The sequence below is a fragment of the Pseudarthrobacter sp. NPDC058329 genome (assembly GCF_042879835.1).
In the GTDB taxonomy this organism is placed as follows: domain Bacteria; phylum Actinomycetota; class Actinomycetes; order Actinomycetales; family Micrococcaceae; genus Arthrobacter.
Window position 1 is genome coordinate 15,626 of the sequence record NZ_JBHVZR010000023.1, and the last position, 14,871, is coordinate 30,496.

Annotated in this window: 12 protein-coding genes; 3 read left to right on the forward strand and 9 right to left on the reverse strand. The window is 65.7% G+C overall.

Translation table 11 applies throughout. The features are described 5' to 3' along the window. Window positions 1–37: 37 nt before the first annotated feature. Both rsgA and ACFVYC_RS20630 read right to left on the reverse strand, forming a co-directional pair. Window positions 38–1,177 carry a ribosome small subunit-dependent GTPase A gene (gene rsgA / locus ACFVYC_RS20625; protein ID WP_387553776.1) on the reverse strand — a complete coding sequence of 380 codons (1,140 nt, stop codon included), beginning with the start codon at window positions 1,175–1,177 and terminating at the stop codon, window positions 38–40. 332 nt (window positions 1,178–1,509) lie between these two features. After that, window positions 1,510–1,746, reverse strand: coding sequence for a zinc-ribbon domain-containing protein (locus ACFVYC_RS20630; RefSeq protein ID WP_387553778.1), 237 nt, complete (start codon window positions 1,744–1,746; stop codon window positions 1,510–1,512). 144 nt (window positions 1,747–1,890) lie between these two features. Between ACFVYC_RS20630 and ACFVYC_RS20635 the strand changes: the two genes are divergently transcribed. Next, window positions 1,891–3,042 carry a GGDEF domain-containing protein gene (locus ACFVYC_RS20635; protein ID WP_387553780.1) on the forward strand — a complete coding sequence of 384 codons (1,152 nt, stop codon included), beginning with the start codon at window positions 1,891–1,893 and terminating at the stop codon, window positions 3,040–3,042. Window positions 3,043–3,065: 23 nt separating this feature from the next. On the opposite strand, the gene ACFVYC_RS20640 is transcribed toward ACFVYC_RS20635, so the two are convergent. Further along, window positions 3,066–4,598: a SulP family inorganic anion transporter gene (locus ACFVYC_RS20640; RefSeq protein ID WP_387553782.1), complete on the reverse strand. Its 1,533-nt coding sequence runs from the start codon at window positions 4,596–4,598 to the stop codon at window positions 3,066–3,068. A gap of 324 nt (window positions 4,599–4,922) precedes the next feature. Here ACFVYC_RS20640 and mptB point away from each other — a divergent pair, with 324 nt between their 5' ends. Next, window positions 4,923–6,545, forward strand: a complete 1,623-nt coding sequence (gene mptB / locus ACFVYC_RS20645) for a polyprenol phosphomannose-dependent alpha 1,6 mannosyltransferase MptB (RefSeq protein WP_387553784.1) — start codon at window positions 4,923–4,925, stop codon at window positions 6,543–6,545. Between the two features lie 41 nt (window positions 6,546–6,586). On the opposite strand, the gene ACFVYC_RS20650 is transcribed toward mptB, so the two are convergent. Beyond that, entirely contained in the window at window positions 6,587–7,810 is a 1,224-nt protein-coding gene (locus ACFVYC_RS20650) for a glycosyltransferase 87 family protein (RefSeq protein ID WP_387553786.1), read from the reverse strand. A gap of 61 nt (window positions 7,811–7,871) precedes the next feature. Then, window positions 7,872–9,104 (reverse strand): glycosyltransferase family 87 protein, encoded by a 1,233-nt coding sequence (locus ACFVYC_RS20655; RefSeq protein WP_387553847.1) that lies wholly within the window; start codon window positions 9,102–9,104, stop codon window positions 7,872–7,874. A 405-nt stretch (window positions 9,105–9,509) separates the two neighbouring features. On the opposite strand from ACFVYC_RS20655, the gene ACFVYC_RS20660 reads away from it, so the two are divergent. Then, window positions 9,510–9,713: a hypothetical protein gene (locus tag ACFVYC_RS20660; protein ID WP_387553788.1), complete on the forward strand. Its 204-nt coding sequence runs from the start codon at window positions 9,510–9,512 to the stop codon at window positions 9,711–9,713. Window positions 9,714–9,798: 85 nt separating this feature from the next. Here the strand turns inward: ACFVYC_RS20660 and ACFVYC_RS20665 are convergent, their stop codons facing one another. The 4 genes from ACFVYC_RS20665 to ACFVYC_RS20680 form a co-directional block, all read right to left on the reverse strand. Then, window positions 9,799–10,968 (reverse strand): glycerate kinase, encoded by a 1,170-nt coding sequence (locus ACFVYC_RS20665; protein WP_387553789.1) that lies wholly within the window; start codon window positions 10,966–10,968, stop codon window positions 9,799–9,801. Window position 10,969: 1 nt separating this feature from the next. Continuing rightward, the gene (gene dctA, locus ACFVYC_RS20670) at window positions 10,970–12,469 is read right to left on the reverse strand and encodes a C4-dicarboxylate transporter DctA (protein WP_387553791.1); all 1,500 of its coding nucleotides are present in this window, start codon (window positions 12,467–12,469) and stop codon (window positions 10,970–10,972) included. Between the two features lie 174 nt (window positions 12,470–12,643). After that, a complete protein-coding gene (locus tag ACFVYC_RS20675) occupies window positions 12,644–13,741 on the reverse strand; it encodes a tartrate dehydrogenase (protein WP_387553793.1) in 1,098 nt (365 codons plus the stop codon). Window positions 13,742–13,871: 130 nt separating this feature from the next. Beyond that, window positions 13,872–14,774: a LysR family transcriptional regulator gene (locus ACFVYC_RS20680; protein ID WP_387553795.1), complete on the reverse strand. Its 903-nt coding sequence runs from the start codon at window positions 14,772–14,774 to the stop codon at window positions 13,872–13,874. Window positions 14,775–14,871: the final 97 nt, after the last annotated feature.

Genomic DNA, 14,871 nt, shown 5'->3' on the forward strand with positions numbered 1-14,871 from the left:
GACGGAACCCTACTACCCGGGTGCGCGCGCCACGCCGTCAGCGCCGTTTGCGGCCCGACCGGTCCTTCCGCTCGGCTGTCTCCCGCTCGGCCAGCCGCTGGGACTTCCCCGCCGCCACCACCTTTTGGTGCCACTCCCGCTGGTAGGCGCGCTGCGCCGCGGCGTCGCTGCGGCGGGCCAGGGCAGCCAGCTCGCGCTGCAGCTTCAGGTAGTTGTGCCAGCGGCGTTCCTCCAGCATGCCGCTGGCGATGGCTTCCCGCACGGCGCAGCCGGGCTCGCTCTGGTGGGCGCAGTCAGCAAACCTGCACTGGCTGGCCAGCGCCTCAACGTCGCCGAACATCTCGCCGATGCCATCCTCGGCGTCGAACAGTCCGAAGCCGCGCACTCCGGGCGTGTCCATCAGGACCGTACCGTTGGGAAGAGGCACGAGTTCGCGCGACGTGGTGGTGTGCTTCCCCTTGAAGTCACCGGAACGCACCTCTCCGGTGTGCTGGACCTCGCGGCCCACCATTGCGTTGATGAGCGTGGATTTGCCGGCGCCGGACGGACCAAGGAGGACGATGGTGCCGCCGGCCGGGATGTGGGCAAACAGCTCGTCGACGCCGTCACCGTTCTCTGCGGATGTGGTCACCACGTCCACGCCTGCCGCCTGCAGAATGACTTTGCCGACGACGTCGTCCGCCACCTCGGCGAGGTCCGCCTTGGTGATGATGACCAGGGGAGTGGCGCCGGAGTCCCACGCGGCGACGAGCGTGCGCTCGAGGCGGTTGTGCGTAAGCGGCCGGTCCACGGGCACCACCACGCCCACCATGTCCATGTTCGCGGCCAGGACCTGCGCCTCGGAGGAGTCCTCGAAGGCGCGTTTGCGGCTGAGTTCCGAGCGGCGCGGAAGGACACCCAGGATCTGGCGCTCGCCGGCCCGGTTGGGGCCGAGCCACACCCAGTCACCCGTGACGGCCGCTTCGCCCGTCAGCGGATAGGGCAGGTGCAGCAGGTCCGCGCCGGCCGCCACGAGCAACAGGTTGCGGTCCACCCGGACCACCCTGCCCGGTTCGGTCGCGCGGGGAAGGGGGTGTTTTTGGAAGTGTTCTGCGACGGCGGGGGTGAAACCGTAAAGGAGCGGGCCGTTGATTTGGATGTTGGTGCTGTCCAGGGCGCTGCCTGAAGAAGTGTTCACTTGGGTTACCTCGGGGGATAGCCCCTGCGCACCGGCCGCTTGCGGCCTTGGTGTTTGGCGCTCCGCGGAGAGGTCAGGCGGGGCCGGTGCGGTACAGGGGAAGGTTCTGGATGATGGTTGCGGAGCGCTGTGGGCACACGGCTGTAACAGTCATCAGAAACACCTCCCTTCCCGCGCGAGGGACCGGCAACGGGTCCCGCTATTTGGAGCCTGCTGGCTTCCGGCACCTCCATTGTGGGGTGCGGATCCGCGTCCTACTGTAACTGCGCGCGGCAGGATGCACCAGAGCCAAATCCGGCGAACCACCCGGTGGAGCGGTGGCGGAGATCCGCCTACCGCTGCATTTCCAGGGCGCGCTTCTCCCGTGCAGAAATTCTCGAAACGTAGCCGCAGTTCGTGCAGGTGATCTGGTAGGACCGCGACGTTGTGAACACCGGGATAAAGAAGAGCGTGAACTTGGTGGCCCGCTCTTCGAGGTGGTGGTGAACGAACGAGCGGCAATACTGGCAGGTGGCCGGCTTGCCGCGGAGGGCCTTGAGCACTGTCTTGAAACCAAAAAGAAGGAGCATGAAATTTTCCTTTCGGGTGGTCCTGCTGGCTGTCTGGCAACCTTAGGCCCTGGACAGCGGGACGGATTAGCCTGACAGCCTCGCGCCGCAGTGTAATACTGGGGGTCGGCACGCTTTTCCGCATCTCGGGGGGACTTCGGTTACATGGTTCTGGACACCGCGACCCTGAGAATCGCGTTTGGCCTGATGGCACTGGTTCTGGTGTTCCTCTTCTACTTTTCCGCTTACCGGACCACGCGCTCGCCATACAGTGGCTGGTGGTGCCTGGCGCTGATATTTTTCCTCTCCGGATCCGCGTGCTTTCTGCTGGACCGTACCCCGCATCAGGTCTGGGCAAACCCGCTGGGCAACGTGCTGCTCGTCCACGGCGGCATCGCGGTGTGGGCGGGCGCGCGTTCCTTGCGGACGGTCCCGCCCATCAAGTGGGCTTTTTCGGGTATTCCGCTGGTCACCCTGATTGCCTCCGTTGTGGACAACCCGGCCACCAACACCTGGTCCGGTGGACCGGTTTTCCTGGCAGCCATGGGCCTGACCGTCGGCCTGGCATCCCGGGAGCTGTGGCGGCTGGAGCCGGGGTATTCGCGCGTCCGGATCCCCATGGCGGTGGCGGCAGGGGGCCTGTCCGCCTTCTATTTCCTGCGTTGGGCGGCCTTTATGGTGGAGGGGCAGAACGGCCCCACGTTCACCACGGTCTTCGGATCCGCAGTCACCACCCTGGTGACAATGGTGCTGTTGGTGGTGGTTTCGTTCAGCATGGCAGCGCTCAGCAGCGAACAGCAGACCAGGGCTCTGCGCGTGGTGGCTTCCCGGGACGACCTCACCGGGCTGCTCAACCGCAAGGCCTTCCTGGACCTCGCGGCCGAGCAGGTGGCCGACCGTACCATCACCCGCGGATCGGGCACGCTCATCCTGGCCGACCTGGACCATTTCAAGTCCGTCAACGACACCTATGGCCACGCCGCAGGGGATGTGGCCCTGCAGTCCTTCGCGGATGCGTGCACCGCCACCGTTCGGACCACGGACCTGGTGGCCCGGTACGGCGGAGAAGAGTTTGTCCTCCTGCTGCCTGGCACCACTGCTGAACGGGCGGAAACGGTAGCCGAGGAAATCAGCCGGCGGCTTGCCGCGGCACCGGCAGCGGAAGGTATGGAGATGCCCACCGCCAGCTACGGGATTTCCGCGTACGACGCCGGCACAACTGATGTGGACGAGCTCATCGCCGCCGCCGACGGCGCCTTGTACAACGCCAAGTCACTGGGCCGGAACCGCGTGGCCCGCAGCGACCGGATGGGCTGAGCCGGCCGGAACAGCCCGGGTTGTCAGCTGCCGGCGTTGAGCTTGCCCGCCAGCCGTTCGCGCATCTGGACGCTGGCCGAGTTGAGGCCGAGCAGTTCCACTTCGCGGCTGTGGCGCCGGTACTTTTCGGTCACGGCGTCCAACACGGCAATGGTGGAGGCGTCCCACAGATGCGAGGCATGCAGGTCCACCACCACCCGGCTGATTTCCGGTTCCGCATCGAGGGCGTACTCGAACTGCATGTAAAGATCGTTGGACGAGGCAAAAAACAGCTCGCCGTCCACCGTGTATGTGGCAACGTTCTCACCGTTGACCTCGAGCACCGTCCGTTCAACCGTGACGAAGTGGGCCACCCGCCGGGCAAACATCGCCATGGCTGCCAGCACGCCGACGCCGACGCCGATGGCGAGGTTATGCGTCGCCACCACCACGCCCACCGTGATCAGCATGACGGCCGTTTCCGACTTCGGCATCCGCCGCAGCGTCCGCGGGGCGATGGAGTGCCATTCGAACGTGATGGCGGAGACAAAGATCATCACGGCCACCAGCGCTGCCATGGGGATGAGGCCCACCACGTCACCCAGCACCACCACGAGCACCAGCAGGAAGACGCCGGCCAGGAAGGTGGATACGCGGCTGCGCGCCCCGGATCCCTTGACGTTGATCATCGTCTGGCCAATCACTGCGCAGCCGCCCATGCCACCGAGGAAACCCGTGACGATGTTGGCGACACCCTGCCCCCACGATTCCCGGGTTTTGTTGGAGCGCGTGTCCGTGATGTCGTCCACCAGCTTGGCGGTCATCAGGGATTCGAGCAGGCCCACCAGTGCCATGGACAGTGAAAACGGCGCCAGCACCTGGAAGGTCTCCCAGGTGAGGGGAACGTTCGGCAGGAAGAATCCGGGCAGACTTTCCGGCAGTTGACCCTTGTCGCTGACGGTGGGCACGTCCAGGCCTGCCAGCACGGCAACCACGGTGAGCACCACGATGGCCACCAGGGGCGAGGGCACCGCCGTCGTAATCCTTGGCAGGCCCACCACGATCACCAGGCCGGCGGCGACGAGAGGGTAGACAAGCCAGGGAACGCCGATCAGCTCCGGGAGCTGGGCCATAAAGACCAGGATGGCCAGCGCGTTGACGAAGCCAACCATGACGGACCGGGGGATGAAGCGCATGAGCCGGGTGACGCCGGCCAGGGCGAGGAGGATCTGGAAGACGCCAGCCAGGATGACGGCGGCAATCAGGTAGTCCAGGCCGTGGCTGCGCATCAGGGGAGCGATCACCAGCGCCACGGCTCCGGTAGCGGCCGAGATCTGGGCCGGACGGCCGCCCACGAAGGAGATCGTCACCGCCATGGTGAACGAGGCGAAGAGGCCGATCCGCGGGTCCACACCCGCGATGACGGAGAAGGCGATGGCCTCGGGGATGAGGGCCAGCGCCACCACCAGCCCGGCCAGCGCCTCCGTCTTCAGCCGCCGCGGAGAGCGCAGCGTGGCACGCACGGACTGCAGTTGCCGGGGCGGGAGCGCCCTGTTCTCGGCGGTGGAAACAGCCATGGTCCGGCTCCAATCAGGCTTCGGAAGCGCGGCAGAGGGGAACAGCGCGCCTTCGCAAGGACGTGGGTGGTCAGGAAGGACGGCGCTTCCTTGCGCCGGGACAAGAAGATTTGGCCGGGCACAGGCAGCGTGCCGCGGGCCCAACTCCTCAACTTTACGCGGAGCCGCGCAGTAACCTGCACCTGCGCCCGTTGCCAAACTGTGGCTTCCGGCGCTCCGTCATCGAGGAGCAGCGGGAAACCCGGCTGGTAAAATAGCCGGGTTGCAGGGCGGCCTTTTTGCTGGTGCAACCAGCGCCGTAACGAAGTAGGGGACCAACACATCATGACGGCAGGCGGTGCACACATCGGGACGTCGGAAAGCCGGCAGGGCTCGCCGGCCACCGCCGCAGCCGAGCCCGCCAAACGCCGCGCCTACGTGGCAACCATCGAGGGGCTCCTCGGTTCCCTCATGATGTTTGTCGGCTCCATCGGCACCGGGTGGATCGCCAACGGCTCCCCCATGATCCGCCAGCCGGTGGTCATCGCCCTCCGCACCGAAGGCTGGGGTGTAACCGTGTCCACCGTGCTGCTGACGGTGGGGGCCATGGTGCTGATGCGGTCGTGGCTGCGGCTGGGGCAGCGGCTCGCTGACTGGGGAAAATCCTCGCTTCGGTCCGTTGTCATCGCCATCTCCGCCTGGTCTTTGCCGCTGCTTTTCTGCGTGCCCGTCTTCTCGCGCGACGTCTACGCCTACACGGGCCAGGGCCGACTGGTGATGGAGGGCCAAAACCCGTATGAGGTGGGCATCTCCACGCTCAACAACTGGTTCTCGCTCGGGGCGGACCCCGCCTGGGCGGAGAACAGGACACCCTACGGCCCGTACTTCCTGTGGCTGGCGCGCGCCGTCGTCGGGCTCACCGGCGCGCAGCCCGACGTTTCGGTGCTGCTGTTCAGGCTGCTGGCCGGGGCCGGCGTCCTGCTCTGCGTCATCTACGTGCCCAAGCTGGCCGAGCTGCACGGCATCAACGGAGCCCGTGCGCTGTGGATCGCCGTGGCCAACCCCCTGTTCCTGATCAGCTTCATCGCCAGCGCCCATAATGACGCGCTAATGGTGGGTCTTGCCGTCGCCGGCGTTTACTTCGCAGCCACCCGCCGGTACGTGGTGGGCATTCTCCTGGTGACCGCGTCCATCGGGATCAAGCCGATCACCGTGCTCCTTCTGCCGTTCATAGGCCTGATGTGGGCGGGCGCCTCGGCCACCTGGCCGCGCAAGTTCCTGATGTGGGGCGCGACGGCGGGCATCAGCTTCGCCACGCTTTCCCTCAGCGGCATCCCGTACAACCTGGGGCTGGGCTGGACCTGGGCCATCATGGACCCCACGCCGGGCTACACGGGCTATTCGCCGTCGGGCTTCCTGGGCCAGCAGGTGGAGTTCCTGGGCAACGTGCTGGGGCTGCCCGGCGGGACGTTCGCCACCGTGCTGCGGACAGGCATGAAGTATGCCGCCATCGGACTGGTTTTGCTGCTGATGTTCCGCGGCGACTACTCGCGGGTGGTGCGCCGGATGGCCCTGGCCTTCACCGCCGTTGTGATGCTCTCACCCATCATCCAGCCCTGGTACATCCTCTGGTTTGTGCCGTTCCTGGCCGTCACCGGAATCCGTGACGACTGGCAGATCAGGTCGTTTTACGTGGGTGTGACGTTTTTTGTGGTGTTCGGGGCGCAGGACCAGCTCTCTGTGTGGTCCTTCGTGGAACTGCCCATTGATGCCTCGTCGCTGGCGTTCGTGGCGGCACTGGCCTTTACGTTCTACCTTCTATTCCTCGACGTGCATACACGGAAACTGCTTATTGAAGGCACACCCGTGGAGCTGGCGCGGCGGGGCTGGAGGTGGCTCCTGGCCAAGCGTGAAGCCCGGCGGGTCCGGGCTGAGGAGCCTGGCCGGCAGCAGCTGGGAAGCCGCTAAACCCGCCGGACTAACAAAGCTGGACCAAGCCGGACTGAATGCTAGGCGCCGGCCCGCACCGCAGCGGGGGCCTTGCGGCCCAGCTCGGCGGTCCGCTTCACCGACCACCAGAGCAGCACCACCAGGAGTACGTTGCGGGTGGTGAGGACCGCAGCCATTACCGGATGGGCATGGATCAGCGGGGTGTAGAACAGCGGATAGATCACGAAGGTGGTCATGGCGATTCCCATCAGCAGGGCTGCAGGGACCTTCCACCTGTTCCAGTCGTGCGTGAGCCCGGCGATGATCACCGGTGCCAGCCAGATGATGAACTGCGGGGAACCCACCTTGTTGAACACGATGAATGCCGTGACCATCATCAACGAGCCTTCGAGGAACAGCTCCTCCCGCTCGGCGCCGCGGTTCAATGCCCGGACCAGCAGGATGGCAGCTCCCACGGCGGCCAGAATGAGCAGCGGCTGCATCAGGACGGCCGCCAGGGAAGCGCCGGGACCGTAGACCTCGGTGGAGTTGATGGCCGTGTTGTCGGCCATCTTTGAACCCGCAATATTGAAGACGCTCAGCCACACCCACGGAGTGGAGAAGGTGGCCTCCAGCTGCATGCCGCGTTCGCCCTGGTTCAGGAGGAAGTCCATGATGTGTGGCAGTCCGCCGGACAGCCAGGTCCCCAGACCCACTACTGCCGTCACCGCAACGCCGGAGAGGACCACCTGGATCCGTTGCCGGCTGGCAATAACAATGGGCACCAGCACGGCGGCGGGCCACACCTTGATCCACGTGGCAATACTAAGCAGGACGCCGGCGACAACCGGCCGCTGCGCCGCGTAGAGGAGCGCAATCAGCACGATGGGCGCGGTGATGCCCTCCACCCGGGCAAAGCTGAGGAAGCCCATAAACACGGTGAAAAACAGCCACCACCAGGCCGGGGCGATGCCGCTGGCCTTCCGCGGCCCGCGCGTGAGGAAGACAAGTCCGACGGCGTTGAGGGCGGTGATGATCAGGAACCAGACCAGCAGGTACAGGCTGGGCCCTGCGATGTTGGCCAGGAAAATGGGGATCTGGGCCAGCACGGGGTACACCCAGGGGCTGATCTTGCCGTCGAGGTCCTCCGGGTTGTACCCGTCCTGTGCCCACTGGCGGTACTGCTCGGTGTCGCTGAAGGTGCCGCCGCTGAGGAAGAAGGACGCCATCCAGCCCAGGAAGTAGAGGTGTACGACGGCGAAACCCCACCACACGCTGGAAGGGCGCGAAAACCAGTCCACCACCTTCGCGGGAAGGACCCTGGTGCGGACGCTGACCAGCCGGTCGAAAAACTTCGTGGAAATCTTAGGACTCCTTCAGCGCGGGAGCGGCTGCCGGCGTCTTTTTGCCCAGCAAGTACAGGCGCCGTACGCTCCACAGGAACAGGACCACCAGGAGGACGTTGCGAATGGTCAGCACCAGCGCCATCCACGGGTTGTTGTGGCTGAGGGCGTCGTAGAACAGGGGATAGATGAAGTACGTGGCCACGGCGATGACGATCAGCATGACGGCCGGAACGCGCCATTCGCGCCAGCTGTGGGCCAGTCCGACGGCCACAGCCGGGGCGAGCCACACCATGAACTGCGGGGAGCCCACCTTGTTGAAGACCACAAACGCGGTGGCAAGGGTGAGGGCGCCGGCCAGGAGGAGTTCGGTGCGGTCCACGCCGCCGCTGAGCTTGCCGTTATGCAGGGCCCAGAAGGTCAGGCCGGCCACCAGCAGCGCGGCGAGGATCAGGAGCGGCTGCATCAGCACGGACATCAGCGCCGTGCCGGGTCCGTCCACCTGCATCGAGTTGATGTCCGTGTTCATGTACATCCGGGAATCCCCGATGTTCAGGACGGACAGCCAGAGCCACGGGGTAGTGAAGGTGGCTTCGAGCTGCATGCCGCGGTCGCCCTGCTGGGTGAGGAAGTTCAGGAGCTTCGGGAGGCTGCCCACCGCAGCGGCCAGCGCAACTACAACCGCCGACGTCGCAATTCCGGCAAGCACCACCAGGATCCGGTTCTTCACCACCGCGAACAGCGCCAGCATGACGGCGGCCGGCCAGACCTTCACCCAGGTGCCCACGGCCAGCAGGACGGAGGCGATGAACGGCCGGCCCACGCCGTAGGCGAGGGCAACCAGGACCAGCGGCGCGGTGAGGCCGTCCACGCGGGCGAAGCCGAGCCAGCCCATGAGGAAGGTGAAGACCAGCCACCACCAGCCGGCGGGAATGGCCTGGTGGTCACGGCCGCGGTTGGTCAGCTTCAGCAGGGCCCAGCCGTTGAGGAGCGTGGTCATCAGGACCCACAGGAAGAAGAACGGCCCGGGCCCGGCGGCCCCTGCGATGGCCATGGGGATCAGCGCGAGGATGGGGTACACCCAGGGGCTTGGACCGCCGGTGAGGTTGGCCTCGTTGAATCCGGCCATGGCCCAGTCGCGGTAGATAAATGTGTCGCTGAAGGCCTCACCCCGGAGCGAGAGCGATGCGGCGAACACCAGGAAGACCAGGTGCACCACGATGAATCCGCCCAGCAGTCCGCGGCCGGTGTTCATCCGGGTGCGGGCGGATGCGGGAAGGAGAACGTTGCGGATCCGGGTGAGATTGCCGAAGAGAGCGTCCGTGGAAATGGCGGGATCCTTGTCGGTTCGTGGCACGCGTATGGTGTTGCGCTGCTGCGTTTGGTTCCGCCGCGTGGCGGTGTTCAGGGGTATCGGAGCCGTCCTGGACAGCTTCCACCCTGTTCCAACTCTAATTCACGCCCCTATACGGCCAATAATTGGCGCAGTACTGGAAAGCGGTATCCCTCGCTGACCTGCGGCTTTTATCTAAAGTTGTTGGCGGTGTGAAGCGTAGGACACCATGGACGGCGAGGTACTAAGATGCCTTACTTCATCTGCAGCCTTGGGGAGCGCAGGCGTTGATCCGTCCCCCACCCCCATCCACAAAGGTTTTGACCCATGAACTTTCCGCTGACACTGACTGTTGCCGACCGCCAGAGCATGGACAACGAGCTCGACGCCGCCGTCACCGCCGCCAAGGCCCACGCCCTCGCCGGAAGGCGGCACGGCATCCTGGTCACCCGTCTCGGCGTGGACAAGTTCACCGTGGCCCTGAGTGAGGCTGTCCCCTTCGGACTGACGCGCGAACACCAGGCCTGGTAACCGCACTTTAAACAACGATTGCTCCGTAGCTGCCCCTTATCCCGCCTGGGAAGGGCAATTACGGAGCAATCATTTGGTTCAAGCGCTATAGCAAGCTCGCGCCAATATCCTGCCCGATCTGCTTCAGCAGCCCCGCTGAAAGTTCCGGGTCCTTCGAGGAGTCCCGGTCCGTGTATTCAGCCAGCGTGTAGACCCGCGAAAGGGCCATCTCCTGCCAGCGGTCGCTCGGGAGGAGTGAGCGGCCCGCGACGGCGATGATCGGCCGGGTGCCGGAACGCCGGGCGACGGCGGCGGGCAGCTTTCCGGCAAGCGTCTGTTCGTCGATGCTGCCTTCGCCCGTAATGACGATGTCGCAGCCGTCCTTGCGGGTGTTGAAATCCAGCAGGTCCAGGAAGTAATCGGCCCCCGAGACCTGCCGCGCCCCGAGCAGGAGGCAGGCGTAGCCAATGCCGCCGGCGCTGCCGGCGCCCTCATGTTCTGCCAGCGCCGCAGCCTCTTCGAATCCCGCTTCGGACATCTTGGCCACGAAGTGCTCCAGGCCCTGATCGAGGGCGGCAACCTCAGCAGCGCCGGCACCTTTTTGCGGTCCGAACACCGCAGCTGCGCCGGATGGGCCGCTCAGCGGGTAATGGACGTCGCTCGCCACGATGAGCTCGGTGCCGCCCAGTTCCGGTAGCGCAGTCCGCGTGACGGTGTGGATCTGCGCCAGGGCGCGCCCGCTGCCGTAAAGCTGCCGGCCGTTGGCGTCCCTGAAGCTGTAGCCAAGGGCCGCGAGCATTCCCATCCCGCCGTCGGTGCTGGCGCTGCCGCCGAGGGCCAGGATGATCCGGGCGGGGTTGAAGCTGAGGGCGAACAGGATGGCTTCGCCGAAGCCACGGCTGGAGGCCTCCAATGGTTCCAGCTTTCCGTCGGGCAGCAGCCCGAGCCCGCAGGTGTTCGCTACCTCCACAACCACCGTGACGCCGTCGAACGCGATGCTTGCCTGGACCGGCTGGCCGGTGGGTCCAGCCACGGTGTAGCTGCGGCGGCCGAAGCCGGAGGCGACGGCGGCATCAACGCTGCCGTCACCTCCGTCCGCCAGGGGAAGCAGTTCGCAGTGGACCGCGCCGGCCCCGCCGGAGACGCTGGCAGCACCGGTTGCGGAGCGGAGCCCTGAGGCCAGGGCGTCCGCCACCTCGGCGGCGGTGAGGCTGCCTTTGAACTTGTCAGGTGCGATGAGGGCGCGGATCACGTGCGGTGCGGTTGTTGCGGTCATGTCAGACGGTCTCCGAGTAGGCGGGGCGGCGGTCACGGGAGATGTGGTCGGCAGGCCTGCCCGGCCCGGCGCCGGCCACGTCCCTGGGTGCCGGGTCATCCGTGACCGGATGCCGGGGCGCGTGGTGGCCGTACTCGGTGAGGTCGTCGTCGAGGTCGGTGACCTCGTTCAGGTGGATCGGGTCCTCGGTGGGCATGGGCTCCACGGTTTCGCCGTTGAAGACACGGCGGGCACGGTCTGCGTCCAGGGTCCGGTCCCACCAGGCGATGAAGAGGGTGGCCACCGCGTTGCCGGTGAAGTTCACCAGGGCCCGGCATTCGGACATGAACTTGTCGATGCCGAAGATGAGCATGATGCCTGCGGCGGGAATGGTGCCCAGTGTGGTGAGCGTGGCGGTGAGGGCGATGAAGCCGCCGCCGGCAACGCCTGCTGCACCCTTGGACGTCAGGAGCATCACGGCGAGCAGGCCCAGCTGCTCGCCTATGGACAGGTCAGTGTTGGTGGCCTGGGCGATGTACAGGGCAGCGAGGGAGAGGTAGATTGCTGCGCCGTCGAGGTTGAAGCTGTAGCCGGTGGGGACAACCAGGCCCACGGTTTCCTTCTTGACGCCGGCGTGCTCGAGCTTGCGCATCAGGCCCGGGAGGGCCGGTTCGGCGGTGGAGGTGCCCAGGATGAGCATGTACTCCTCTTTGAGGTGGCGGATCATCTTGAAGATGTTTAGCTTCAGGAAGGCCATGATGGAGCCGAGCACGATCACCACGAAGAGGATGGAGGTGATGTAGAACAGGGCGATCAGTCCACCCATGCTGGTCAGGGATGAGACGCCGAACTTGCCCACGGCGTAGGCCATGGCACCGAAGGCACCGATCGGGGCGGCCTTCATGATGAAGCTGAGGATCTTGAACATCACACCGGTGAGGCGCTGCACGCCGTCGAGCACGGGGGCACCCACCTTGCCCATCGCGTTCAGGGCGATGCCGAAAACCACGGCGATGAAGATGATCTGGAGGATGTTGCCCTCAACGAACGGGGAAACCATGCTTTCGGGAATGATGTGGGTGAGGAACTGCCACCATTCCTGATTCGCTCCGGCGTCGATCAGCTTCGCGGCGGACTCGGAGGTCTCGATGCTGTCCGCATCGGCGTTGACGCCGTCACCCAGCCGGAAGATGTTGATGGCCACCAGGCCGAAGACCATGGCCAGGATGGTGCCGACCTGAAAGTAGGTCAGGGCCTTCAGGCCCGTCATGCCCACCTTTTTCAGGTCCGCCACGCTGGCGATGCCGCCCACGATGGTGAGGAAAACGATCGGGCCGATGAGCATCTTCATCGCATCAACGAAGGTGGTCCCGATGGGTTCCATGGCAATGCCGACACTTGGCGCGAGCCAGCCGACGAGAATGCCGACCACGATGGCAATCAGTACCCAGAAGTACAGTTGCCGGTACCAACGCGTCTTGGGGGCGGGGGTCGCGTGTCCCGCGGTGATGCTGTGATCCATGATTCCTACCTCGTTGTGGAACGTCTCTGGAGTTGTAGCTGAAGAAATGTGAAAGGGGAACGTACGACGGCGGCTGGCGGGCCGCCCGCGGAGGTCCCTTCCCAACACTCGCAAGCTCGTGTCGGGGCCCTCGGGACGCCGCTTAGCTTTGGACCTCCGCGGGAAAGCTCCGCTTTAGACGGCGGCGGGCGCGAGGGTGAGCGCCTTGATGATCGCCTCGGTGACGTCGTCCGTGCTGGCGTCCCCGCCGACGTCGCGGGTCAGGTGGCCGGAACCGGTGGCAGCTTCGATGGCGGCCTCCACTTTGCGTGCTTCCTCGTGCAGGCCGAAGTGGTCCAGCATGAGGGCGGCGGAGGCGATGGCGCCGATGGGGTTGCTGATGCCCTGGCCGGCGATGTCCGGAGCGGAGCCGTGGACCGGTTCGAACATGGACGGGAAGCGGCGCTCCGGGTTCAGGTTGGCGCTGGCGGCAAGGCCCAGGCTGCCGGCAAGGGCGGAGCCGAGGTCGGACAGGATGTCCGCGTTCAGGTTGGAGGCCACCACCACGGACAGGTCCTCGGGCTTGAGGATGAACTTGGCGCTCATGGCATCCACCAGGACGCTTTCGGTCTGGACGTCCGAGTAGTCCAGGGCCACGCGGTTGAAGACTTCATCCCACAGGACCATGCCGTACTGCTGTGCGTTGGACTTGGTCACCGAGGAAACCTTCTTGACGGTGCGGGTTCGGGCGAGGTCGAAGGCGAAGCGCATGATGCGCTCGCAGCCCTTCTCGGTGAACAGTGCGGTCTGCAGGGCAACCTCGTTGCCGGGGCCGCGGCCGCTCAGGTTCCGTCCGCCCAGACCGGCGTACTCGCCTTCGCTGTTCTCACGCACTACAACCCAGTCGAGCTCGGTGTTGTCTGCCTTGCGGAGCGGGGACTGGACGCCGGGCAGGAACTTCACGGGGCGGATGTTAGCCCACTGGTCGAAGTTCTGGGTGATGTTCAGGCGCAGGCCCCACAGGCTGATGTGGTCCGGGACGTTCTCCCAGCCGACGGCGCCGAAGTAGATGGCGTCGAAGTCCTTGAGGGCCTCCAGGCCCTTGGGATCCATCATCTGGCCGGTCTTTTCGTAGTAACCGCAGCCCCAGGGGAACTCGGTCCAGTCGAAGGTGAACTTGCCGCCGGAGTTCTCGGCCAGGGCGTCCAGGACGCGGCGGCCTGCGGAAACAACTTCCTTGCCCACACCGTCGGCGGGGATTGAAGCGATGCTGAATTTCTGGGTGGCGCTCATGTGCCAGTCTCCTCATTGAGTGTTTGCAGTGGGCCTGTTAGCGGGGTCACACTGTTCTTCCTCTTCAAGTAGACGGGCTGGGCCCCGGCAGCGTCCAAGACTTAGTTTCGATACGCCTGATAGGCAGTGCCTATCTATCGGCCGTGGCGTCGGTGTGCCGCACTGCGACGTCGAGGAACGCCCGGGCTGCGGGCGTGAGGTTTTCCTTGCGGCTCAGGACGGCGACATCGAGGTGGTGCACCGGTTCGATGAGCAGGGTGCGCAGGCCCGCCTTGCGGGCGGTGGGAGCCCACGACGACGGCATCACCGCGTGGCCCACGCCCGCCAGTACCAGCGGGAGGATGGAAGTCCGGTGGGCTACTTCGACCACGATTTCCACTTTGATGCCGTGCGCCAGGGCGTCGTCCACGAGCCAGCGCATGAGGGAGCCGCGCTGGCTGGCGATGATCCGGTGGCCGCCCAGGTGGTCACGCTGGACGGCTGTTCCATCGGCGGGAAAGGTGTCCGCCTGCGGATTGACGATCAGGATCAGGGGCTGGCGCTCGAGTTCCAGGACCTCCACGCCGGGGACCCGGATGGGTGTGGGGGAGCCGGCCAGGCCGATCTCCGTGCTGCCGCTGCGGACGGAGTCGATGACTTCCTCGGGCGTGAAGGCGGCGCTGACGTTGAGCCGGACGGAGGGGTGGAGCCTGGTGAAGTCCGCGATCATGGATGTGAGCGGCTCGATGCCGGGGGAGGGCATGGTGATGATGTCCAGCCGCCCGCTGCGCATGCCACGCAGGGCCTGGACCGCTGACTGGGCGGCGTCCAGGTCGCGCATGACCAGGCGGGCCGGGCCCACCAGTTCCTTGCCGGCTTCGCTGAGGACGGCCTTCCGCCCTATCCGGTGGAAGAGCGGGACGCCCAGGTCCTTTTCCAGGCTGGCGATGGTCTGGCTCAGCGAGGGCTGGGCGATGAGCAGGTGCTCCGCCGCGCGGTTGAACCCCTCGTGGTCCACCACGGCGAGGAAATACTTGAGTTTGCGGGTGTCCACGCCTGCTCCTTTGCCGGTTAAGCCTGACCGGGTACATCGGCAGACGGAAGAGGAGACGGACACTCCTTCCATTTCCAATGTATCGCCTGGGGTGGGG